Consider the following 22836-nt stretch of genomic DNA (forward strand, 5'->3'; position numbering starts at 1 on the left):
TTATTTATTTTAAGTTATTTATTATCATTTTTTGTTAAAAAATTAAGTAAAAAGCCATTTTCTGTAAAATTAAACGTTAATTATTTTAATAAAAATGAGATATTTTTTACTTTAACCGTAAAAAAATACTACTTAAATTATTAAAGTGTAAAAAATACACTTATCTTTTCTTTCATTTTTTTCATTTTGTTAAAAATTAGCCGCCTATTGTAACCCAAATGTTACAATATTATCTTGGGTTAACTATTAACTAACAAAATGATTAACGTATGAAGAAAAACTTCCTTCACCGCATTCTATTCCTTTTGCTGGTGTTTGCGGGCAACTCTGCCTACTCACAAACCCGTACCGTTACCGGTACTGTTACAGCAAAAGATGACGGCTTACCCATGCCCGGGGTAAGCGTAGTAGCAAAAGGTTACAAAGCAGGTACACAAACTTCTGTACTTGGAAAATTCAGTTTAAGTCTGCCTGCCGGAGCAGCAACATTAACATTTACTTTTATCGGTTACCAAACGGTAGACGTATCCATCCCATCCAATGGGGTTGTTAATGTGGTAATGAACAATGATTTTAAGCAACTAAACGAGGTTGTTGTAACAGGCTCGGGTGTGGCTACAAGTAAAGCACGCCTGGGGATTGCTGTTGAATCGGTTTCGGGGAAAAACCTGGCACAAACGCCGCAAGCATCTGTTGATCAGGCCCTGGTAGGCAAAATACCCGGCGCCCAGATCTCTTCAGTTGATGGTACACCCGGAGCGCGTACAAACATCCTGTTAAGAGGCATCAATACCATTCAGGGCGGGACCTCGCCAATGGTCCTGGTTGATGGAGTTGAATCAAGGGTAACTGATATAAGTCAGCTTGATCCAAATACAGTAGATCATATTGAAGTTGTACAAGGTGCTGCTTCATCAACAATTTACGGCGCGCAAGGTGCCAATGGTGTTATACAGGTATTTACTAAAAAAGGACAATCAGGCAAAACTAAAATTGATCTGTCGAGTTCGGTAAGCGCCAGCACCTATCTTAACACAGGTAATGTGCACCAGGCGAAGCTAAGTAGTTTTTTAACTGATGCCAGTGGTAATTTTATTGATGGCAGCGGAAACATTATTAAACTTGATGCCGATGGTACTTACCCGGGTGTAAGATGGCAGTATTTAGCTGATGGTAACAACCCAACTGCGATGTCGAACCCATTAAATATAGCACGCCAGCAATACGGTACTAATTTAAAATACTACGACCACCTTGCACAACTATTCAAAACTGCCTATACAACCAGTAACAGTGCGACAATTTCCGGTGGGACTGATAAAACAGATTATAGCCTTGTTCTTTCAAATAACCACCAACAAAGCAATATCAAAACCAATGGTTATAATGACAGAACAAATTTAACTACCAATTTAGGGACTGAGTTATTTAAAGGGTTTACAATCCGGTCAACTACACAATTAATTTATACCAAAAATACGCTAAATCCTTTTTTTGGCACAGGTGGAAACGCAATATACGGCGTATTGAATACATCTCCGTTTTATGACTTTAACCAAAAACTCCCCGACGGCACTTCCCCGTTCTCGTTAAATTCAGGCACGGTTAGTGTAAACAGTGCGAACCCATTTTATGCTACCGAATACAGCAGTAAAAAGGATAACCGGGTAGACATTTTGCAAAACATACAGGCAGATTATAAAGTAAATAAGTTTGTTGAGCTGAATGCAAAATATGGGTTAAACTATAGCCATCACGAAGTTGACTATATTATAAAAAATCAAAGCGCAAATGCTAATTCAACTGATCTGTCATCCTGGTTATATTCTAATAATGACAGTGATAATACGGGAGAGTTAGATAAGTATACCTATACCACTGCATTTCAAAACCTTAATGCTTCGGCCACTGTCCGTACCGATTTTAAAAAGGATTTTCATATAAACTTGCCAATCACAACAAGCACCTTGCTTCAGTACGATTACAGAAAAAATAATTACAAGGAATTTGACGTGTATGGTTATAGCCTACCAAGCTATGCGATCTATAATTTTCAACAAACAAAGACGCAGAAGGTAACTGATGATTATATCGAACCATTTGTAACTTATGGCTATGTTGTAAACCAAAAAATTGACATTGGTGAATATGGCGGTGTATCCGGTGGTTTCAGGAGCGATTATTCATCTGCATTTGGCGAGGGCTCCAAACCTTTTACATTTCCAAATGCTAATGCTTATATCAGGCCATCATCATTTGATTTCTGGAGAAATGGAAAATTAGGCAATATATTTCCTGAATTTAAATTAAGAGCTGCTTTTGGCGAGGCAGGGATACAGCCGCAGCCATTTGACAGATACCCAACCGTTACTCCGACTAACTTAGGCACCCAATTAGTTTTTTCTCTCCCACTTGCACAAAAAAATCCAAAGCTTAATGTTGAAGTTTCAAAAGAATTTGAGGCTGGTACCGATATTGGGATAAGAGGCTTTAGTGGTAATTGGTTTAGCAACTTTAATGTTAGCGCTACTTATTGGAACAGGAAAGGTTCCAATATCATATATTCGGTAAGCGTTGCGCCATCAACAGGTGCGTCAACAATAAAAACCAACGCCATTTCCTTAAGCTCACATGGCGTGCAGGCATCACTGAATATGGATATTTTAAAAACCAGGAAATTTAACTGGAGCTTTACTACAAACTTCAGCAATGAAACCTCGGTAATTGATAAAATAAACGGACCGCCAATTATATTAACCTCAGCAGCAGGAAGTACACAGGAGGTTTTAATTGCCGGCCAAAAAATAGGACAGATCTATGGCTATAAAGCATTAACTACCATAAACGAAGTAAACCAGGAAGGCGTTGCATATATTGCGCCTGCTGATTATGGAAATTATGAAATTGTTAATGGCCGGGTTGTTAATAAAACCACTAAAGGTGTTCAATTTACAAACGAGGTTTACCCCATAGGCGATCCGAATCCTAAGTTCAACATGTCGTTCATAAACGCATTCAGCTATAAAAACTTAACATTTGGGTTTCAGTTTGATTGGGTTTATGGCAGCCACCTGTATAACCAAACTAAAGAGTGGATGTACCGTGATGGTATAAGCGGCGATTATGATAACCCTGTTACCATTGGCGGTCAAACGGCTGCTTATACAGCATATTACAGAAGTATTTATGCAGATTATTTTGGGGCACGTAACGGCCCTGCACGTAATGGTACTAAAGATTATTTCTGGGAGGGTTCTTCCTTCCTTAGGTTAAGAAATATCTCGTTAGGGTATGACTTCACTAGCTTAATACCAAACAAGGTTTTCAGGCGTGTGGCATTAACATTTACAGGGCGTAACATCTTAACCTTTACCAAATATACCGGTTTTGATCCTGAAATTAGTTCAGGTTCATCAAATTCAGCTTTTGACAGGGGAGTAGATCATAGTTCTATGCCAAATACCAAATCATACCAGGTGGGATTAAGTCTGGGTTTTTAACTAAAATAAATCTAATTAGAAATGAAAAAATATAAATATATATACGTTTTCATGATGATAGCAGGACTGCTCAATGTTACATCATGCAAAAAGGAACTGGATGTAAAAAATCCCAATTCCCCTACCTTAGACCAGGCAAAAACCGAATCAGGGCTTATATCGCTTGCAAGCGGTTCTATTTATAAAAATGGCTTTACCGGTTATAATTGGTTGGGAGATAGTTATTTTTCGTTATGTATCGGTTATTATGAACTTTTAGCTGATAATATCTCAGCTGAGGCTTCAAATCAGAACATTAATGTGGTAAATCTTCCGGACTACCTTGTACTTGACGATGGCACTAAGATCACTAATACATCTCCATCAAAAAGTGTTATACGCATTAGTAATTCGCGCGACAAACAAGCTTCGAATATGTTTTTTTATGAATGGGCATATATGTATGGCTTGAATAATGCGGCTAATCAAATACTGGCATTGGTTGATAATATCAGTTTTTCGGGCGATGCGACTACCAAGAAAAACACTTTAAAGGCCTGGGCCTATTGGTGGAAAGGGTTAGCATACGCAAAAATTGGTTCAATATACTATGCAGGCATCATCAATAGCGAGGTTAATGCATTAGTGCCAAACTATGTTAACAGTGCGGCAATGATAGCTGAATCTAATAAAAATCTTGATCAGGCAAGTTCATTATTATCCGGTATTACGAACACAGCCGATTATGGTACATTATTAGGCAACCTGATACCCGATTTTACGCAAACCGGTAAAGGAGGCGTATTAACGCCTGCAATGTGGATCCACAGCATAAATACTTTAAAAGCGCGTAATCTATTGGCCAATAAAAAAACCAGTGACATGACAGCGGCTGATTGGGCTACCGTTTTGACATTAACAAACGCCGGTATTACACAAAGCGACCTCGTATTTACAGGCCGCACAACTGCAACAAACGGTATCTTTTCTGTTAATACGGGTTCCGTAGCAGCAATGACTACCGGTGTTCCAAAAGCAACGGCCTTTAAGGTTAGTGAAAGGCTTATACAAGAATATAAATCAGGAGACAAACGCTTAGCAAACAATTTTACAACAAACCAGTACCTAAACCAGGTTGGCGGCTTTACCTTCAGTACAAGATGGCAATTGCTTGACGGAGGAGCTACTGGTTTTAGCGATAACGGCTCTTTGGTTCTGAGTAATAAAACACCTGGTAATTATGAACTATTTATTGCCGGGAGCTACGAAGAAAACGAGTTAATGAAAGCTGAAGCACTGATCAATACCGGACAAATTGATCTCGGCCTTGCCAGTGTGGACAAAGTAAGGGTGTATCAAGGTGCTGGCTTAGCTGCAGTATCCGGAACAAGTTTAAGTTTAGCAGCGGCCAAAGAGGAATTACGCAGAGAAAGACGTGTGGCCCTGGTATTCAGAGGAACAGCATTTTATGATGCCAGGAGATGGGGTGTTATATATGATGTTTCACAGGGTGGAGGTAGGACTAATGCGGTTGTGTTATCAACCAGCGGGGTGTTGAGTACCAAAGCGACTATCAATTATAACTTCCTTGATTATTGGGATGTTCCGGCAGATGAATATGTATTAAATCCGCCTTCGTCCGGTAGTGCACCTATTAAAAATCCCAATTAATACCCCGCGTTCTTATTAATATCAGTTAATGTTTACTATGGTGGTCGTACATGAAAATTGTACGGCCATCTTTATTTATTGCCCGTGTTGTGAGCAATATGGGTTTTTAAAATAAGTTTGTAGAATGATAAAATTCTCATATCCCCAAAGTCATACTAAAATACTAAGTTGCATCTTCAACTGGAGTGGCGGCAAGGACAGCGCCCTTGCGCTATTCCATTGCCTGCAAAACCCAGGCATCGAAATAAAATACCTGGTAACAACCATAAACGACGCTGCTGACCGCATCTCCATGCATGGCGTTCGTGTTGAACTATTACTTAAACAGGCAGAAAGCATCGGAATTTCCCTGTACCAAATTCGCCTGCCCGAAATGCCGGATATGGAAACATATGATAATGCCATGCGCCAACATCTTCAGTTTTTCAAAAGCGAAGGCATAACACATTCCATTTTTGGTGATATATTTTTAGAAGACCTGAAACAGTACCGCGACGAACGACTTGCCGAAATTGGTATGACAGGCATTTATCCGTTATGGAAGCGCGATACCCAGGAGCTGATCAATGAATTTTTGAACCTGGGGTTTGGTACAGTGATCGCCTGCACGCAGGCCCATTTGGAAAATATAGCAGGGGAGAAGATAACCATTGAACTGATCAATTCGTTACCGAATGATGTTGACGTTTGCGGCGAGAACGGCGAGTTTCACACCTTTGCCTTCAAGGGACCAATCTTCAAAAACGACATTAATTATAAACTGGGGGAGAAGGTTTTTAAAGAATACAAGTCTCCCGAAAATGCCGCCAGCGATTCTAATTCTTCGGCAGATCAAAAACTCGCCGGCTTTTGGTACCAGGACCTTATTTTGGCCTGACCTCCCATTTATTTGGCAATTTTAAGGCGCAGAATATAATTTGGCGATTGTTTTTACGACACTTTACTTTATTGATAATCAAATATTTAAGTTACAATAATAACAAAGTGAATTAAAGATCAAGCTACTCAATAGGGGTATTTTATACCATTTTTGCCAAATAAAATTTTGAATGAGTAAAAATACGAATATAAAAATCTATATTACAGATACTTATATAATTTTATTAAATCAATAATTGTAGCGATTGTAGGAGTCCTTAAAATCCTTGCGCATCTCTGTAAACCGGATAGAGACCGTCTTTAAAAAGTCTTCATCAAGCAATTCAAATACACTATTTACGCCGTCGAGCACATCGGCTTCTGCAACTTTGTAGGTCTGCTCCAGGTTACCCTGCTCAATCTTGATAATAAACTTCCGGTTCATATTCAGGATGGAGATCTTGAAATCAGGATGCGGTAATTCGGCAATAACTCTCATGATGATAAAATTTATATCGTAACGATCTGGCAAATTAATAATGCTCGGTTACTTTGCTAAATAAAAGATTAAATATGAGATTGGCCTTATTTACTTTTACTCCAGCATTCCTATTTTTGTGTTATGGCAGAGGATTTAAACATAGTAACATCAACCGACAAGGCTGAACAATATCAATCGTTAATTCCACAAATCGAGGCGCTCTTAATGGGCGAACCCGACCTGGTGGCCAACATGGCCAATGTGTGTGCCGCTTTAAAGGAGCAATTCAAATGGTTTTGGGTTGGATTTTATTTGGTTAAAGATGGAGAACTTGTGTTGGGGCCGTTCCAGGGACCTGTTGCCTGCACCCGGATTGGTTTGGGCAGAGGCGTTTGTGGCGCTGCCTGGGAACAGGAAAAAACACTGGTTGTTCCGGATGTTGATGCGTTTCCCGGGCATATTGCCTGCAGTTCGGCTTCACGCTCCGAAATTGTTGTCCCTGTGTTTAAAGATGGCAAAGTTGTTGCAGTGCTCGACGTGGATAGCGATGAGCTCGATCAGTTCAATGAAATCGATGCTCAATATCTTCAGCAAATAGTAGCATTGGTAAACTTTAAATGAGCAAGGTATTTTTAATTGCCGGTCTTGGTGCCGACACAAGAGCATATGACAAGATTAGCATCGAGGCAGACGAAATTATTCGTGTAGATTGGATCGAGCCCGATAAAACTGACACTTTAAAATTGTATTCGCAAAAGCTTATCCATCAATACAATATAACACACCACTCCATTGTAATAGGCAATTCCTTGGGTGGTATGATCGCAATGGAGATTGCCAAGGAAATTCTCCTTGAAAGGACCATTCTGATATCCAGTATTAAAACAATTGACGAAGCGCCCTGGTATTTCTCCTTATTCAAGGTGTTGCCGGTTTATAAACTTATTCCGGGAAAACTATTCACTTCAATGGGCTTTATGATCAGGTTTGTTTTTGGCAAAATGAACAAGGCTGATAACTGGTTGTTTAACGATATGCTGAAGAAGTCGTCGCCGAAGTTTGTAAAATGGGCAATGGGAGCAGCCTTGCATTGGGACAATAAGATCATCCCAAAAAATGTTTACACCATTACCGGCGACAAGGACGACGTGTTTGATTATAGGCGGATAAACGATGCCATCATAGTAAAAGGCGGCACGCATATCATGATATTTGACAGGGCAGAAGAGGTTAACAGAATTTTGAAGGAGATCATTGAGAAATGAAATTACCCGAATCTTATTACCACAATCCTGACGTGGTAGCCTTAAGCAAGGACCTAATTGGCAAGTATTTATTTACACGTATAGACGGTATAACTACCGGTGGTTATATTGTTGAAACAGAAGCCTATAACGGAATAATCGACCGGGCGTCCCATGCATTTGGTAACAGGCGTACAACGCGAACCAGTATTATGTTTCAGAAGGGCGGAATCGCCTATGTGTACCTTTGTTATGGCATTCACGAAATGTTTAATATCGTGACAAATATTGAAGGGGTTCCTCATGCGATACTTGTACGGGCTATCAATCCTACCGATGGTATCGAGGCGATGCAAGCCCGGAGAAATATGCCGTTACTTAAACCAACTATCACTATGGGGCCTGGATCCGTTGCTAAAGCTTTAGGAATCTCCCGCGCCATCAATGCCTACAGCTTACAAAGCGATACTATCTGGATTGAGGACAAGGGATTGTCTTTGGCTGATGAAGAAATAGCTGCTGTCCCAAGAGTTGGCGTAGATTATGCAGGTGACGACGCGCTGTTACCCTACCGGTTTTTTGTAAAAGGAAACCCCTACGTGAGCAAACCAAATAAATAATTAATTTTACCGGCGAACGCAACACCCGCGTTTCCTGATGATTATTTACCATGAATTTTGAAAACACGTTAGCATTTGCAACTCAACTAGATGAGCAGGATCCTTTAAAAGATTTCCGGTCAAAATTTCTTGTGCCCAAACACAAGGGGAGAGATGCCATCTACTTTTGCGGCAACTCTTTGGGGCTACAGCCAATAACGGCACAACAATATACCAGTGATATATTTGCCAATTGGCAAGACCTCGCGATCGAAGGTTTTTTCGCAGGCGACAATCCATGGCTGGGCTACCATAAACAATTGACTAAGACGCTTTCCGGTATCGTCGGCGCAAAAGCCGAAGAGGTTACAGTGATGAATTCACTCACAGTAAATCTTCACTTACTGTTGATAAGTTTCTATAAACCAACAAGTAAAAGGTTTAAAATAATAATGGAAGGCGGCGCTTTTCCGTCAGATCAATATGCTCTTGCAAGCCAGGTTAAATTTCATGGATTCGATCCAAAGAACGCTATAGTCGAGATATTTCCACGTGATGGCGAAGATATTTTGAGGACTGAGGACATCCTTGCAACGATAAATACCCATGCTGATGAGTTGGCTTTGGTTCTGTTCGGCGGGATAAATTATTACACCGGCCAATGTTTTAATATTGAAGCCATAACCCTGGCCACCCATAAGGCGGGTGCATATGCCGGATTCGATTTGGCGCATGCTGCAGGTAATGTGATTTTAAAGCTGAATGATTGGGATGTGGATTTTGCTTGTTGGTGTTCGTATAAATACATGAACTCCGGTCCCGGTGGTATCAGCGGTATCTATGTTCATGAAAAACATTTTAACAACACCGATTTAAGTCGTTTTGAAGGTTGGTGGGGCCACAGGCAGGATCGCCGTTTTTTAATGCCCCCGGAGTTTGAGCCAGAGATAGGTGCGGCCGGCTGGCAGCTAAGCACCAGCCCCATTATGCTTCTCGCTTTACATAAAGCCTCCCTTGACATTTTTGAGCAAGCCGGCGGCATTGTCCCTCTCAGAAAAAAAAGCGAGCTTCTGACGGCTTATTTGGAGTTTTTGATCAATAGCATTAATGAAGTCAATAACGAAGTGTTGTTTAAGATCATCACACCAAAAAATAAACAGGAGCGGGGAGGTCAGCTTTCCATTGTATGCAAACAAAACGCAAAAGCCATTTTCAATTTCTTAACAGACAATGGCGTTATTGGCGATTGGCGTGAACCAAATGTGATCCGTTTAGCGCCAGTGCCACTTTATAACAGCTTTACGCAGGTTTTTGAAGTTGGCAGGATTCTTGGCGCCGCGGTTGTCGAAGTCAAATAATAGCGGCTGAACCAGTGAGTAATCTCAAAATAGCTTACGATCCGATATATGCGCATCCCTTACCCGAGGGACATCGTTTTCCGATGCTTAAGTACGAACTGATTCCCGCGCAATTATTACACGAGGGCTTGATCGAGGAATCTAATCTGTTTTCGCCAGGCGTTCCCGACGAAGAAGAGATCCTGTGGACACACGATAAAAGTTACTGGGAGCACCTCCGTGATTTGACACTGCCTCCGCGGGAACAAAGGCGAACAGGTTTTCCATTATCTGCAAAGCTGATTGAGCGCGAAATCCGGATAGCTAAAGGAACGATTGATGGCTGCAATTATGCAAAGCAATTCGGTATAGCGTTTAATGTCGCCGGCGGAACCCATCATGCAGGTACCAATTGGGGCGAGGGATTCTGCCTGTTAAATGACCAGGCTATTGCAGCCAACTATCTATTAAATAATAATTTAGCATCATCTATCTTAATAATTGATTTAGATGTTCACCAGGGAAACGGAACCGCGCAAATCTTTGAAAACAATCCAAAAGTATTCACCTTCTCCATGCATGGCGCTAATAATTTCCCGTTCAGGAAGGAAAGATCTGATCTTGATATTCCCTTACCAGATGGTGTTGAGGATGATAAATACATGCAGTTGCTTAAGAAAACTCTGCCAAGTTTGATAGGCCAGCAGCAACCTGACTTTATCTTTTACCTTTCAGGTGTTGATGTGTTAGCAACAGATAAACTTGGCAAAATGGCATTAAGCAACGCAGCCTGTAAGGAGCGCGACCGGTTTGTATTTGAGCAATGCATTCGTAACAAAATTCCGGTACAGGTGAGTATGGGAGGTGGGTATTCGCCGAATATTAAGGATATAGTCGATGCACATTGTAATACTTACCGGGTGGCAAATGAATTGTACTTCTGAAAATATTTACGATTTAATCCCGCGCCACAATCAGAATCGTTTTATCCCTGTGCTTTTTGCTAATGAACTGAAAGCGAAAAAATAACAGAACTGCGGAAGTCATTAAGCCCAGCGTTAGCCCGTACCAAATCCCTTTAACGCCAAGATGCAACGGAATTCCCAGTAGATAACCCAAAGGCAACCCTACTACCCAATAAGCCAGGAATGTAATTATCGTCGGAATGTTTACATCACCCATACCACGCAATATGCCGAGGCCGACAACCTGTGTTCCGTCGAACAGCTGGAATACTGCTGCAATGATAAGTAACTGTGCTGCAATGTCTATAACTATTTTATCTGTAGTGTACATCCATGGTAACAGGTGATTACCCAACATCAAAACACAAGCGGTTACAGACATAAAAAGCAAAACAATGTGATAACTGGAGATTGCCGAATGCCTTAAATTTTCATGATCCTTTGTACCAAAGTAGTTGCCGGACTTAATTGCTGCAGCGGCCGATAGTCCGCTTGCCATCATGTAGGTTATTGATGCAAGATTAATAGCGACCTGGTGTGCAGCCTGCTCATGATAGCCGATGGTGCCTATCAAAACTGCTGCTCCGCTAAAGGCGCTGATCTCGAAAGTATACTGCAACGCCACTGGTGCGCCAATTTTTAAGATTTGCATACTGCGGATCTTGTTGATCCTCGTCAGTACAAAACTCTTTAGATACTTCTTAAAGTGCTTTGAGCGAAAGATATAAATGCCCATAACTATCGCCATCAGGCATCTGTCGATAAGTGTACTGTATCCAACTCCTTTTATCCCTATAGGAGCAATGCCAAACATTCCCTTTACGAAAATTATCCCAAGGCAAATATTCAGCACGTTACCCCATATCGATATCAGCATGGCTTGTTTGGTGAAACCTAAACCTTCTGCAAACTGTTTAAATGTATTGAATACCAGCATAGGAATAATGGACGATCCCAGCAGGATCAAAAATGGCTTGGCTTGTTGAATTACAGAAGGGGTTTGATGCAAGTGATCAAGTAAAAAAAATGAGCACGCCACAGAGGCTGCAAAAAGAATGATGCCCGATGTTACATTTATGAATAAGCTATTTGATAAGAGTTTTCCGCATTCCTCAAAATCATCCCGACCATTTAGTTGTGCGATTAATGGCGTTGAACCATAGGAAATCCCGATACCAATTACTAAAACGATAACAAAGATGCTGCTGGCTAATGAAACGGCTGCCAAGCTCACTGTACCGGCAAAATGCCCTACAACAACACTGTCAGAGAACTGCACAAGTTGATGTCCCGCCTGCGATATTACAACAGGGATAGCCAGCTTAAGGTTACTGTGATAGTGTGTCTTATATTTATGGTAGAGGAACATGGTTAATCCGGAAAGTCAGTAAACCCGGAGGACCGAAAGATAGGAACTATAACGGAATAGTTGGAGCACAACATTTCAACATTACAGCCTTTGCAACTACACAGCTGTATAAAACTCTTCCTTCTCCGTGGTATTTATTCTGATAATACCGGACAGGATCAAGTCGACCAATAATTTCTGCGCCTTTTTTCGACCTATTTTTAATAGGTCGCAACATTCTTTTATGGTGATACGGGCGGCACTTTCCAGGTATTGCAGCAGTGCTTTTTCGTTATTGGAATATTCTATCAGAACACCCTCTGTGCCTGATGATCGCTTCAGGACATCTACCACGATTTTACTTGCCAGCACGCTTTTATCCTTTACTCGTACATAAACCCACCATTTTCCGTCCTCAGCCAGCGCATAATGCGGTTTCAACGGGCTTTCCGCTATATCAACAACCAGCACCAGTTTATCATCTACATACACCTCCTCAAATATTGGCTCAAGAGCCGGGCGGGCGAACATATGTGCTGCCTTCGTTATCATGTAGCGTTCTTCATCCTCAGACTTTACACCCTTAATAGTGCCATCATCAGCCACGCCAATCAATAGCTTGCCACCTTTGTTGTTGGCGTAGCTAACCATGGTGCGTGCTATTTTTTCGCAACTGGTAATTGTTTTTTTAAAGTCGAGTTTAACACCTTCGCCCTCAAAAATCAGCCTTTTCAAATTCATTTTTCTTCCGTCTCCTTTTTAAGCGATTGGTAAGGCGTAAATATTTCCATCCATACTTCGGGCTTGCTAACAGGGGTAAAGCCAAATTGACTATATAATCCGTGCGCATCAGCAGTTGCTAACGACCAGCGCCGCAGTCCCTGTAACTCCGGATGATTAACAATTGTTTGGATCAACCACTTAGATAGCCCCATTCTCCGGTAATCAGCAACAACAAACACATCGCATATGTAAGCAAAGGTCGCCTTGTCTGTTATTACCCGTGCGAAACCTACCTGCTCATGTCGTTTATAAACCCCAAAGCATAAGGAGCCTGAAATTGCTTTTTTTACCGTTTCCCCTGGAATGCCCTGTGCCCAATATGATTCCTTATCCAGGTAGTTGTAGATTAAGTCAATATTCAAAAGGCTTTTATCCGTCGAGATCACAAATCCATTTTTCAGAAAAGCCTCATCGTTTATTATAACAAACATTTTTAATGCGGATTTAAGATAAGTAGGCAATGGATCATTGCCTAATGTTTCCCTTGCCGCTAAATATCAGAAAAATCCCGGTAAAACCCTTTGTAATTTGTTGCCAAAACGCAATATTTTGAGAATATTTTGCAGGCAATCACCATCACCAAACCAATTTATAACCCACACCACGGATATTGATCAATTGGATCTGTGGATCAATCGCCATGTGTTTGCGAAGCTTAGTGATGAATACGTCGAGGCTGCGCGCGTTAAAGAAATTATCATTGCCCCACAGCTTTTCAAGCAAGATCTTCCTGGAAACTATCTCGTGCTTGTGTTGATACAAAAGATTTAATAATTCACTTTCACGGGCAGTAAGATGTATCGTGGTTTTATTAAATTCAAGTTTATTCCTGGCCGGGTCAAAATCCAGGTCGCCAACTTTAACTATATTATTTAAAGTCTTTGTTGAAATAAGTAACCGGTTAGTGCTCAACAAAACCTTTATTCGTACAATTAACTCTTCCACGCTAAATGGCTTCTTTAAATAGTCGTTAGCTCCTATTTCAAACCCGGCAACCACATCCTTTACCTGCGATTTGGCGGTAAGAAATATAACCGGGGTAATTTTATCTTTCTCCCTTATCTTTTTCAACAGCTCAAACCCGTCCAGCTTTGGCATCATGATATCGAGCGCGAGAATATCCGGCTTGTGTTTTAAGTATTGCGTATAAGCTTGTGCACCATCAGCACACAGTATTACATTAAACTCCCGTTCCTCCAGGCTTTCCCTTACTATATGCCCCAACGCCAATTCATCTTCCGCTAATAAAACGGTTATTTTATCCATTGCCTAAAGGTAAAGAAACAATAAACTCGCTACCCTTGTTTATTTCACTTTTAACAGTTACATCTCCACCATGTGCCTTTACAATATATTTCACATAACTTAATCCAAGGCCTGTTCCCTTTACGGTATGAATATTGCCTGCGGGCACCCGGTGAAATTTGTCAAATATCAATTTAACTTGGTCAGATAAAATCCCCGGACCGTTATCCTTTATCGAGAAGTTAATATGTTTATCGCTTTTATAACTGCTTATAACAATCGCTATAGGTTCGTTTGAATATTTTACAGCGTTGTCAAGTATGTTAGCCAGTACGTTCCTAAAATGAGTTTTATCTGCATAAATAGTTTCAATTTTGTCCTTATTGATGTATGTGATATTTATTGGTTTGGCTGATTTTAACTGTTCAGAACCAATAACTTCAGCTACAAGTTCATCAACAGACACTAATTCTTTGTTCAATTGTACTTCCTTATTTTCAAATGCTGCAATATCAAGAACCCTGGTGACCAATTGATTGAGGCGTTGCAGCTCGTTTTTAGAGGTCTGCAGATACCTTTGTGTTTTATCGACATCATGTAATGCATTAAACTTTTCCAACCCCTCAATGGCAACGCTCATGGTGGCAATTGGCGTTTTAAGTTCGTGGGTCATGTTATTGATGAAGTCGTCCTTCAATTCGCTTAATTTCTTTTGAGCGATAAAAGTACGGATGATGTAAATAAAGCAAAACACCATAAACAACATCAGCAATGCTGAAAGGAGCAAGGGGAGGAGCATACTTTTCAGGATAGCATGCTGCGGATTTGTAAAAACTGCGCGAATAAATAATCTTTCGCCTACTGATTTAAAGTGTACAAAACCATGATAGTCATAAACCACTTCGGTTGTTTCACTATAATTAAGTCTTGATTTGAAGTGAAGATTCTTTTGAGCAGAAATCCGTAAACCGAACGGTGAGTTAATATGATTTTTTTTCAACTCGCTTATGTAATAGGTTCTTAGCTTAAGGCTATCAGCTGTTTTATAATTTGAGGGTAAATCATATATAGTTTGCATGGGCGTATGCATAAATTTTAGCTGCATCTCCCGTGTTGGATGTGGATTTTTTTTATAAAAATTGATATTTCTAAAATTTCGTTCCTGCAGGTCGTACATTCCAAGCACCAGTAGTACTTTTTCTCTCAGGGCAGGAATATCCGTCGCCATGTCTGCCAAAACTGAAGAAATCGTTGCGTTATGGCCAATCTCACTTTTGTAGCGATCAAGTAACGAGCTGTTTACCCTATACGGCTCGTTCAGTTTTATATATTTATTGGAAAAATATATATTAACATCCGGTGGGAGCCGAGGGCCTTCGAAACGCATATGACTCCAATTATTTGACAGGCTCATTTTCTCGGGCATCGTAAGTGTGTCGATTTTTATGGTGGTTTCAGGAGGGGAGAGGCGTCTTACCAAAACCTTGCGAACAGAATCTATATAATCTACTTTACAATCCTCCATGGCTTTTTGCATGGCGACGTTGATATTATTGTCAAACTTTTCCTTATTTACCTTGTACGCGCTAATCGTCCAATACACCTGGAAAACAATAATACCCAGCAACGAAAAAGTTATCAGCACGAATATAATTTTTAGCCTTTGTTTCATTTACGGTTAATTTAATGATTAAAGGTAACGCCTGGCTTTTTCACTGCCTTAAATTGTTAACATACATTAACATACGATAGGATTACTTAAGGAAATCGGGAGTTAAATGCGCTTTATAAAGAAATTATTACAAACAATGACGAAAGTTTTTCTGTTTAAACTTGTAATTATATTAAAAAAGACAACCTATGAAAAAGAAAATCTTAAATTTTGCGCTGATCGCGGCAGTGGTCGGCACAATAGCTGCAGGCTGCAGCTCGTCAAAGAGCACAAGCAGCAGTGATACCACCAAAAAGGATACTACTAAGATGGCAACACCAGCAGCTACGCCCGATACGATGAAGAAGGACACGGCGAAAAAGGATACCACGCATCACTAAGATGTTGTAAAAGACGAAGGCTCACCAGTTACGGTGAGCCTTCGTCTTTTATTTAATATCGTTACCGTTAAAACGGGCTTTTAACCAAGCCACCGTCAGCCCGTATCGCAGCTCCGTTGGTTGCAATAGCAAGATCACTAGCTATGTAAGCAACAGTTGATGCAATCTCGTCCGGATCAATAAAACGCTGCAGAATTGATGTAGGCCGCGCTGTTTTAAAGAACTCCTGCTCCATTTCCTGGGTTGTTAGTTTTTTCTGAGCTGCCAGGTCCTTTACAAAAGTACCGACGCCCTCAGAAAGGGTCGGACCCGGCAATACTGCGTTTACGGTAACTTTGGTACCTTTCGTAAGTTCAGCCAAACCACGTGCAATCGAAATTTGTGCAGTTTTAGTCATTCCATAGTGAATCATTTCCTCCGGGATCTGTAGCGCCGATTCACTTGAGATAAAAATAATTCGTCCCCAATTTTTCGCGATCATCTTATCAAAATATGCCTTGGCCAATCTAACACCACTCAAAACATTCACCTCAAAAAACCTGAACCAATCTTCATCTGGAATCGCATTAAATTCCTTTGGCTCAAAAATCCCTACATTATTTATCAAAATATCCACTTCGGGAAGTTCGGCAATTAGCCGGTCAATTTGTAGCTTAATTGAAAAATCCGCAGCAATTCCAGAAATGTTTTTGTTCCCGGTTTCGTTCCTTAATTTTTCAACGGCATTATTAACACGCTCAATTGTCCGACCATTCACAATAACTTCGGCGCCTTCATTGGCCAGGGCTTTTGCAATTGCATATCCAATACCGGCTGTTGATCCGGTAACCAATGCTTTTTTGTTTTTTATTTTTAAATCCATGAGATTTTCAATTTATATTATGTTTTTCAATGCAAGTTTAGTAATTGTTTACCGACAGACTTTTATAATGCAATGAAAATGGAACAGGTCTGACAATACATCGAAAACAATATAGTTTATTTTCTCATAATTAACATTATGTTAAGTACTATTGGCAAAAGAAAGGGGAACTCTACCATTTCCCCTTTCTTTTACTATTGATTCTTATTGTAATGCGTCAATCTGCTTTTTCAAATCTGCAGCTTTTGCTTTGCTATCAGCAGCTGTTGCAGGATCAGATTTTGCACGGTAATAACTTCTTAAGTTCGTTAATGCGTCCTTATCCTTAGGCTTTATTTCCACAGCTTTTTGTAGATATGGTTTTGCAAGATCAAGCATTGAGTCAGATTTTTTTAATTCTGCCTCATATTCTTTTTGCTTGCTTGACGGTAGAGCCTGTGCCGCATTAAAAATATCCAGCGCCGGGCGCATCAATACATAGCCAAGGTTCATGTTGGCTTCAAAGTAATTTGGATCAATTTCCAGTGCCTTTTTGTACGCTTCCGTCGCTTTGGCGTAATTATCAAGAGCTGTATTGTGGTCGGAAGTCTTTGCCGCTGCATCTTTGTCCTTTGCTGATTTTGCATTTGCAGCGTCACCTAAGTTACTATAAGTTAAAGCCAGGTAATAATATAATTCCTTATTTTTTGGATCATTTGTGATAGCACTTTGTATTTTCGCCACTACCTCGCTTTGTTTTCCTGATTGTAATGCTATTTCAATTTCGCGCTTGCGCAGTTCTGAAGACGCAGGATATTTGGTGATGCCCTCGCTTGTAGCCTTTAACGCCCCGGCTGTATCCTTTACAGCAAGGTATATCGATGACATGTCCAGATAGGCCTTTGCATTACCTGAATACTTTAGCGTAACCAACTTCTTATAATTTGTAAGCGCTAATTGATAATATTTGGGATCCTTTTCTCCTGCGTTTGTTGCTGAAAGCGCTGTGTAATATACTGCGTTGGTATCCTCTGGTAATACGGTGCGGTAGTAATCAAACTCCTTATAAGCCTCTTCGTATTTTTTATTCTGATAATCCTTTACCCCAGCTGTTAATTTATACTGGGCTAAATTGATATTAGCAGCGTCAATAAGTGTCTTAAATTCATTTTTCGTATCCAATTCCTTCGCTTTTTTCACCGCGTCGTCAGCTGTCGAAAACAACGGAGCCGACGTTGTCGTAACCGTATCGTTAACTGCCAAAGCTGCATATATCGCCGCTTTTAAGGCATATGTTTGAGGCATATTGGCGGTTTTTTCATTTACTGATGCCTTATCTATCGATGTTTTTGCATCTTTAAGACTCGCCATGGCTTTGTCTACTAATATCTTTGCCTTTGCGCCTCCTGAAATGGTAACTGTGTACCCGTCGTAATTGCTCTGTGCATCCTTTAATTCCCCCTTTTGCGCAAAGGTGGTTGCCGAAGCTAAGCCTAGAAGGCATGTCATCAAAAATTTGATTTTCATGGTTTATTATTGATTGGTTAACTGTTTTAGTTTATTATTTACCTTGTTAATTTGGTCCTCGTTCCCTAGTTGAGCGTAAACCACCTGTAGCACCTGCAGGCAATTAACGTTATTGGGAGATATTTCATTCGCTTTTTCAAGCCATTGAGCCGCCCGTGTGTTATTAGGGGTGTTCCCCTTCTCCTTTTTTATAGCTCCCTCTCTTAAATACAGCAGACCAAGGTTGAAAACCGGGTCGTATACGGAGCTGTTTAGTTCAATTGAATGTAAATATAGTGATTCCGCCTTATCATATTGATTGAGGTGATCATAACATACTGCAGCTACAAACGCAATATCGGCGTTATTTGCATTAATATCAAGTAAGGCAGGTATTAAAGGCGCCAGTGAATGATAATCCTTTTTGTTAGAATAGATATTGGCCTCGTCAAATAACAGAGTTTTATCATTTGGTAGAAGCTTGCGTCCCTTTTTTATGATATTAAGAGCGCTCGTGGTATCGCCCAATAACTTGTAATTGGTCGATGCAGCCTGAACATATTCGGCTTTTGTGCTGTCGTTGGCAACTAAATCGGCGTAATATTTGGCAGCAGCCTGCAAATTACCGAGCTTATTATTTGAGTAAGCAATGTAGACATTAAGCTTTTTGAACCCCGGAGTGTACTTTTGAGCACTCATAAATAATTGCAGCGCATTATTATAGTCCGAATTGTTCATATAAACAAATGCCTTTCGAATATAAACGTTTGACAGGCATCGCTTTGAATAATCTAGCTCAGCCTGGTATTTATACGCTTTTCTTTTTGACGAAACGTTATCGATAAGGTCAGTTGTTTGGGCAAAAAAATTGGCCGGTTGGTTCAGTTTGTTGAGCGAATCAATATATAATATACTTGAATTAACAACCACCCTATAAACAACCTTTTCAAGATCAGCCGAATCGGCTTTGGTTGTTATCAGGCTGTCGACCGTTTTTTTAGCTGCAGCCAAATATTTCAGATCCTTTTTTTGTTTATAAAAGGCAAGGCTGTTAACAACGCCTTTAAGCACTTCTGTCTGGCAAAATGCAGCAGAAGTGCTTAGCGATAAAATTAAAACCGGTAATATTACTTTACGGGCGTTCATTCATTATTCTTTTGGTTCATCCGCAACGGGCTCAGCGCCTGCAGCTTCATTGTTGTCGGTTCCGGTATTGTCCGTGCCTTCAGCATTTTCGTCAATCTCCTTCTCTTCATCCTCGTCATGCTCAATTTTTGCTACCGAAGCAATTTCGTCATCGCCTTTAAGGGTTATTAACCTTACACCCTGAGTAGCTCTACCCATAGTTCTCAGTTCACTAACCGCGATCCTGATAATAATACCTGATTTATTAATGATCATCAGGTCCTCATTATCTGTAACACCTTTTATGGCAACAAGTTTTCCTGTTTTATCAGTAATATTTAAAGTTTTTACACCCTTACCGCCCCGGTTGGTTACCCTGTAATCGTCAATATCAGTACGTTTTCCATAACCCTTTTCAGAAACAACTAACACTGTGGTTTCCGGGTTATCAATGCTGATCATACCAACAACCTCATCCGCTTCATTTTCAAGCGAGATTCCGCGAACTCCTGTAGCTGTACGGCCCATCGGTCTAACAGTTGATTCATTAAAGCGGATTGCACGGCCGGATTTAAGCGCCATTACAATTTCGCTGGTGCCGGTAGTTAATGTTGCCTCCAGTAATGAATCACCTTCATTAATATTTATCGCGTTGATACCATTTGCACGCGGACGTGAATAAGCCTCAAGCGAAGTCTTTTTAATGGTACCCTTCTTGGTACACATTATTATAAAGTTGTTTTCAAGATATTCAGTATCCTTCAGACTGATCAGCTTGATGTATGCCTTGATGTTTTCTTCTTTCGGAATATTGATGATATTCTGGATCGCCCTGCCCTTAGATGTGCGGGTCCCTTCAGGTATTTCAAATACACGCAACCAGAAACATTGACCTGATTCAGTAAAGAATAGCATGTAATTATGATTAGATGCTATCAACAAATGCTCGATAAAGTCAGCATCGCGGCTATTACTTCCTATTGCACCCTTACCACCCCTGCCCTGCCTGCGGTATTCAGTTAATGGCGTACGTTTAATATATCCTTCGCGCGAAATAGTGATCACAACATCCTCATCCTCAATGAAGTCCTCAGTATTCATTTCTGCAGATGAGTGAACCATTTCGGTTTTACGCTCATCGCCATATTTATCGCGGATCTCAATCAGCTCATCTTTGATAATTTGCATCCTCAGGCCTTCATCAGCCAAAATAGATTTCAAATGTTCAATCAACTTCATTAAGCCTTCGTACTCATCCTTAATCTTATCGCGCTCCAGTCCGGTTAACCTTCTTAAGGTCATGTCCAAAATGGCACGGGCCTGGATATCTGTTAACCCAAATTGGGTCATTAAGCCCTCTCTCGCATCATCCGGCGTATTTGAAGCCCTGATCAGTTTAATTACCTCGTCTAAGTGATCGAGAGCTATTAACAAACCTTCCAGGATATGCGCACGTTTTTCAGCTTCAGAAAGCTCAAATTTTGTACGACGAATAACAACCTCATGCCTGTGCTCCACAAAATGATGGATCAGGTCCTTAAGGTTTAGCAGCATGGGCCTGCCGTGTACCAGTGCAATGTTATTTATGCTGAATGATGTTTGAAGCGCAGTGTATTTATAAAGATTATTCAATACGATTGCAGCATTAGCATCGCGTTTTATTTCATAAACAACCCGGATGCCTTCACGGTTCGATTCATCCCGAATTGCAGAAATGCCCTCGAGCTTTTTATCGTTAACCAGTTCGGCAGTACGCTCAATCATTAACGCCTTATTGATCTGGTATGGGATTTCCGAAACAATAATGCGTTCACGGTCGTTATTATAAACTTCTATTTCAGCTCTTGAGCGAATAACTATCTTACCACGACCGGTTTCAAAAGCCTGCTTTGCTCCCTCGTAGCCATATATAATAGCGCCTGTCGGAAAATCTGGTCCCTTAATATGTTGCATTAAGCCGTCAATAGTGATATCGCGATCATCTATCAGCGCTAACGTTGCATCAACAACTTCAGTAAGGTTGTGCGGTGCCATGTTGGTGGCCATACCTACCGCAATACCAGATGCCCCATTCACCAACAAATTCGGGAATTTGGCGGGCAATACTGTGGGCTCATTTAGTGAGTCGTCAAAGTTTAACTGGAAGTCAATGGTATCTTTGTTGATATCAGCCAGCATTTCTTCAGCAATCTTTTCAAGCCTTGCCTCTGTATAACGCATTGCCGCAGGCTCATCACCGTCAATCGACCCGTAGTTACCTTGCCCTTCCACAAATGGGTAGCGTAAACTCCAGTCCTGGGCCATACGCACCATTGCATCATAAACTGATGTATCGCCATGCGGGTGGTATTTACCCAACACCTCTCCTACTATACGTGCTGATTTCTTGTATGGCTTGTTATTGGCTAAACCAAGATCGAGCATGCCATAAAGTACGCGCCTGTGCACCGGTTTTAATCCATCCCGCACATCGGGTAAAGCCCTCGATACGATAACCGACATTGAATAATCAATGTACGCTGATCGCATTTCCTCATCAATATTTATTGAAATTATTCTATCTTCTGGTGGGGTATTTCCGTTTTCTGTTTCTTCGGCCATTTTTTATTTCTCTGTAGATTCTTCTCTATAATTGTATGTATAAAAAAGTGTTTCTATACGACCCGCGAAGTTAAGAAAATTAATGGTTACAGTACATATTGTTGGTAACATTTCTGTGTGGAGAAGTCTTTAGGGAAGTCCGAAAGTAGAGGATGCCAGTAAAGCCCGGAAGATGAAAAAAAGCCAGAAAGCACATGGACTTTATTGGTCTGACGTTTATTGAAATTAATACAAAAAGGCTTAAATTACTTAACCTTCTTCCAAAACTCCTTTGTTACGCCGCCACTTGGCAATGTTCCCGTAAGTGTCAACGTATCGTTGCGAATGGAATAAGCATAGTGGACGGTTATCCCTACCAATTTTGATTCCTGCAAGCTGAATGTTTGTGTTTCCAAGCAGGTATCAGCGTTTACCGTATAATCGCCCGCTTCATATTTTTCCGCCCTTTGACCCTTCTCAAGAAGGAACGACTCGAAATTTGTTTTTGTGTATTTACGCTGGAGTGAATACTCCGTCGGTGCACCTTCGGTTTTACCATTAAATACATCGCCGCAATATTCCCAGGTGCCTTTAAGTGAAGTTACTTGTTGGAATGATAAAAGAACCAGGCTAAGAATTACCAGGCTACCGATCTTACATATCTTTATGAAGTTCATGTATTACAATCTACGTTAACCAATGACAGTGCAGCAAAATGACCA

Annotated in this window: 20 protein-coding genes; 9 read left to right on the top strand and 11 right to left on the bottom strand. The window is 40.6% G+C overall.

Annotated elements, in window-relative coordinates; translation table 11 throughout:
- Positions 1-269 precede the first annotated feature (269 nt).
- From KXD93_RS03950 to KXD93_RS03960, 3 genes are all read left to right on the top strand, one after another.
- Positions 270-3500, top strand: a complete 3231-nt coding sequence (locus KXD93_RS03950; protein WP_258135562.1) for a SusC/RagA family TonB-linked outer membrane protein — start codon at positions 270-272, stop codon at positions 3498-3500.
- Positions 3501-3521: 21 nt separating this feature from the next.
- Positions 3522-5150, top strand: coding sequence for a RagB/SusD family nutrient uptake outer membrane protein (locus tag KXD93_RS03955; protein ID WP_258135563.1), 1629 nt, complete (start codon positions 3522-3524; stop codon positions 5148-5150).
- 124 nt (positions 5151-5274) lie between these two features.
- A complete protein-coding gene (locus KXD93_RS03960) occupies positions 5275-6027 on the top strand; it encodes a Dph6-related ATP pyrophosphatase (protein ID WP_258135564.1) in 753 nt (250 codons plus the stop codon).
- 231 nt (positions 6028-6258) lie between these two features.
- Here the strand turns inward: KXD93_RS03960 and KXD93_RS03965 are convergent, their stop codons facing one another.
- A complete protein-coding gene (locus KXD93_RS03965) occupies positions 6259-6507 on the bottom strand; it encodes a hypothetical protein (RefSeq protein WP_258135565.1) in 249 nt (82 codons plus the stop codon).
- Between the two features lie 123 nt (positions 6508-6630).
- Between KXD93_RS03965 and msrC the strand changes: the two genes are divergently transcribed.
- The 5 genes from msrC (at position 6631) to KXD93_RS03990 (ending at position 10613) form a co-directional block, all read left to right on the top strand.
- Entirely contained in the window at positions 6631-7110 is a 480-nt protein-coding gene (gene msrC, locus KXD93_RS03970) for a free L-methionine (R)-S-oxide reductase MsrC (protein WP_258135566.1), read from the top strand.
- Positions 7107-7754 (top strand): alpha/beta hydrolase, encoded by a 648-nt coding sequence (locus KXD93_RS03975; RefSeq protein ID WP_258135567.1) that lies wholly within the window; start codon positions 7107-7109, stop codon positions 7752-7754. The genes msrC and KXD93_RS03975 overlap by 4 nt, the downstream gene beginning before the upstream one ends.
- The gene (locus KXD93_RS03980; protein ID WP_258135568.1) at positions 7751-8353 is read left to right on the top strand and encodes a DNA-3-methyladenine glycosylase; all 603 of its coding nucleotides are present in this window, start codon (positions 7751-7753) and stop codon (positions 8351-8353) included. The genes KXD93_RS03975 and KXD93_RS03980 overlap by 4 nt, the downstream gene beginning before the upstream one ends.
- A gap of 50 nt (positions 8354-8403) precedes the next feature.
- A complete protein-coding gene (gene kynU, locus KXD93_RS03985) occupies positions 8404-9690 on the top strand; it encodes a kynureninase (RefSeq protein WP_258135569.1) in 1287 nt (428 codons plus the stop codon).
- Between the two features lie 83 nt (positions 9691-9773).
- On the top strand, positions 9774-10613 hold the full coding sequence (locus KXD93_RS03990; protein WP_258135697.1) for a histone deacetylase family protein: 840 nt from the start codon (positions 9774-9776) through the stop codon (positions 10611-10613).
- 13 nt (positions 10614-10626) lie between these two features.
- On the opposite strand, the gene KXD93_RS03995 is transcribed toward KXD93_RS03990, so the two are convergent.
- From KXD93_RS03995 to KXD93_RS04015, 5 genes are all read right to left on the bottom strand, one after another.
- Positions 10627-12003, bottom strand: coding sequence for an MATE family efflux transporter (locus KXD93_RS03995; protein ID WP_258135570.1), 1377 nt, complete (start codon positions 12001-12003; stop codon positions 10627-10629).
- A gap of 96 nt (positions 12004-12099) precedes the next feature.
- Entirely contained in the window at positions 12100-12723 is a 624-nt protein-coding gene (locus tag KXD93_RS04000; RefSeq protein WP_258135571.1) for an RNA-binding domain-containing protein, read from the bottom strand.
- On the bottom strand, positions 12720-13196 hold the full coding sequence (locus tag KXD93_RS04005) for a GNAT family N-acetyltransferase (protein WP_258135572.1): 477 nt from the start codon (positions 13194-13196) through the stop codon (positions 12720-12722). The genes KXD93_RS04000 and KXD93_RS04005 overlap by 4 nt, the downstream gene beginning before the upstream one ends.
- Before the next feature lie 145 nt (positions 13197-13341).
- Positions 13342-14031 carry a response regulator transcription factor gene (locus KXD93_RS04010; RefSeq protein WP_258135573.1) on the bottom strand — a complete coding sequence of 230 codons (690 nt, stop codon included), beginning with the start codon at positions 14029-14031 and terminating at the stop codon, positions 13342-13344.
- Positions 14024-15682, bottom strand: a complete 1659-nt coding sequence (locus tag KXD93_RS04015; RefSeq protein WP_258135574.1) for a sensor histidine kinase — start codon at positions 15680-15682, stop codon at positions 14024-14026. Before KXD93_RS04015 ends, KXD93_RS04010 begins: the two co-directional genes overlap by 8 nt.
- 188 nt (positions 15683-15870) lie before the next feature.
- On the opposite strand from KXD93_RS04015, the gene KXD93_RS04020 reads away from it, so the two are divergent.
- Positions 15871-16062 carry a hypothetical protein gene (locus tag KXD93_RS04020; RefSeq protein ID WP_258135575.1) on the top strand — a complete coding sequence of 64 codons (192 nt, stop codon included), beginning with the start codon at positions 15871-15873 and terminating at the stop codon, positions 16060-16062.
- 67 nt (positions 16063-16129) lie between these two features.
- Here KXD93_RS04020 and KXD93_RS04025 read toward each other — a convergent pair whose 3' ends face one another.
- The 5 genes from KXD93_RS04025 to KXD93_RS04045 all read right to left on the bottom strand — a co-directional run bounded on the left by KXD93_RS04025 (position 16130) and on the right by KXD93_RS04045 (position 22791).
- Positions 16130-16924: an SDR family NAD(P)-dependent oxidoreductase gene (locus KXD93_RS04025; protein ID WP_258135576.1), complete on the bottom strand. Its 795-nt coding sequence runs from the start codon at positions 16922-16924 to the stop codon at positions 16130-16132.
- 204 nt (positions 16925-17128) lie between these two features.
- Positions 17129-18430: a tetratricopeptide repeat protein gene (locus tag KXD93_RS04030; protein WP_258135577.1), complete on the bottom strand. Its 1302-nt coding sequence runs from the start codon at positions 18428-18430 to the stop codon at positions 17129-17131.
- Positions 18431-18436: 6 nt separating this feature from the next.
- Positions 18437-19555, bottom strand: a complete 1119-nt coding sequence (locus tag KXD93_RS04035) for a tetratricopeptide repeat protein (protein WP_258135578.1) — start codon at positions 19553-19555, stop codon at positions 18437-18439.
- A 3-nt stretch (positions 19556-19558) separates the two neighbouring features.
- Positions 19559-22135 carry a DNA gyrase subunit A gene (gene gyrA, locus KXD93_RS04040; protein WP_258135579.1) on the bottom strand — a complete coding sequence of 859 codons (2577 nt, stop codon included), beginning with the start codon at positions 22133-22135 and terminating at the stop codon, positions 19559-19561.
- A 245-nt stretch (positions 22136-22380) separates the two neighbouring features.
- A complete protein-coding gene (locus KXD93_RS04045; RefSeq protein WP_258135580.1) occupies positions 22381-22791 on the bottom strand; it encodes a hypothetical protein in 411 nt (136 codons plus the stop codon).
- Positions 22792-22836: the final 45 nt, after the last annotated feature.

It is taken from the genome of Mucilaginibacter phenanthrenivorans (genome assembly GCF_024721155.1).
Taxonomy (GTDB): domain Bacteria; phylum Bacteroidota; class Bacteroidia; order Sphingobacteriales; family Sphingobacteriaceae; genus Mucilaginibacter; species Mucilaginibacter phenanthrenivorans.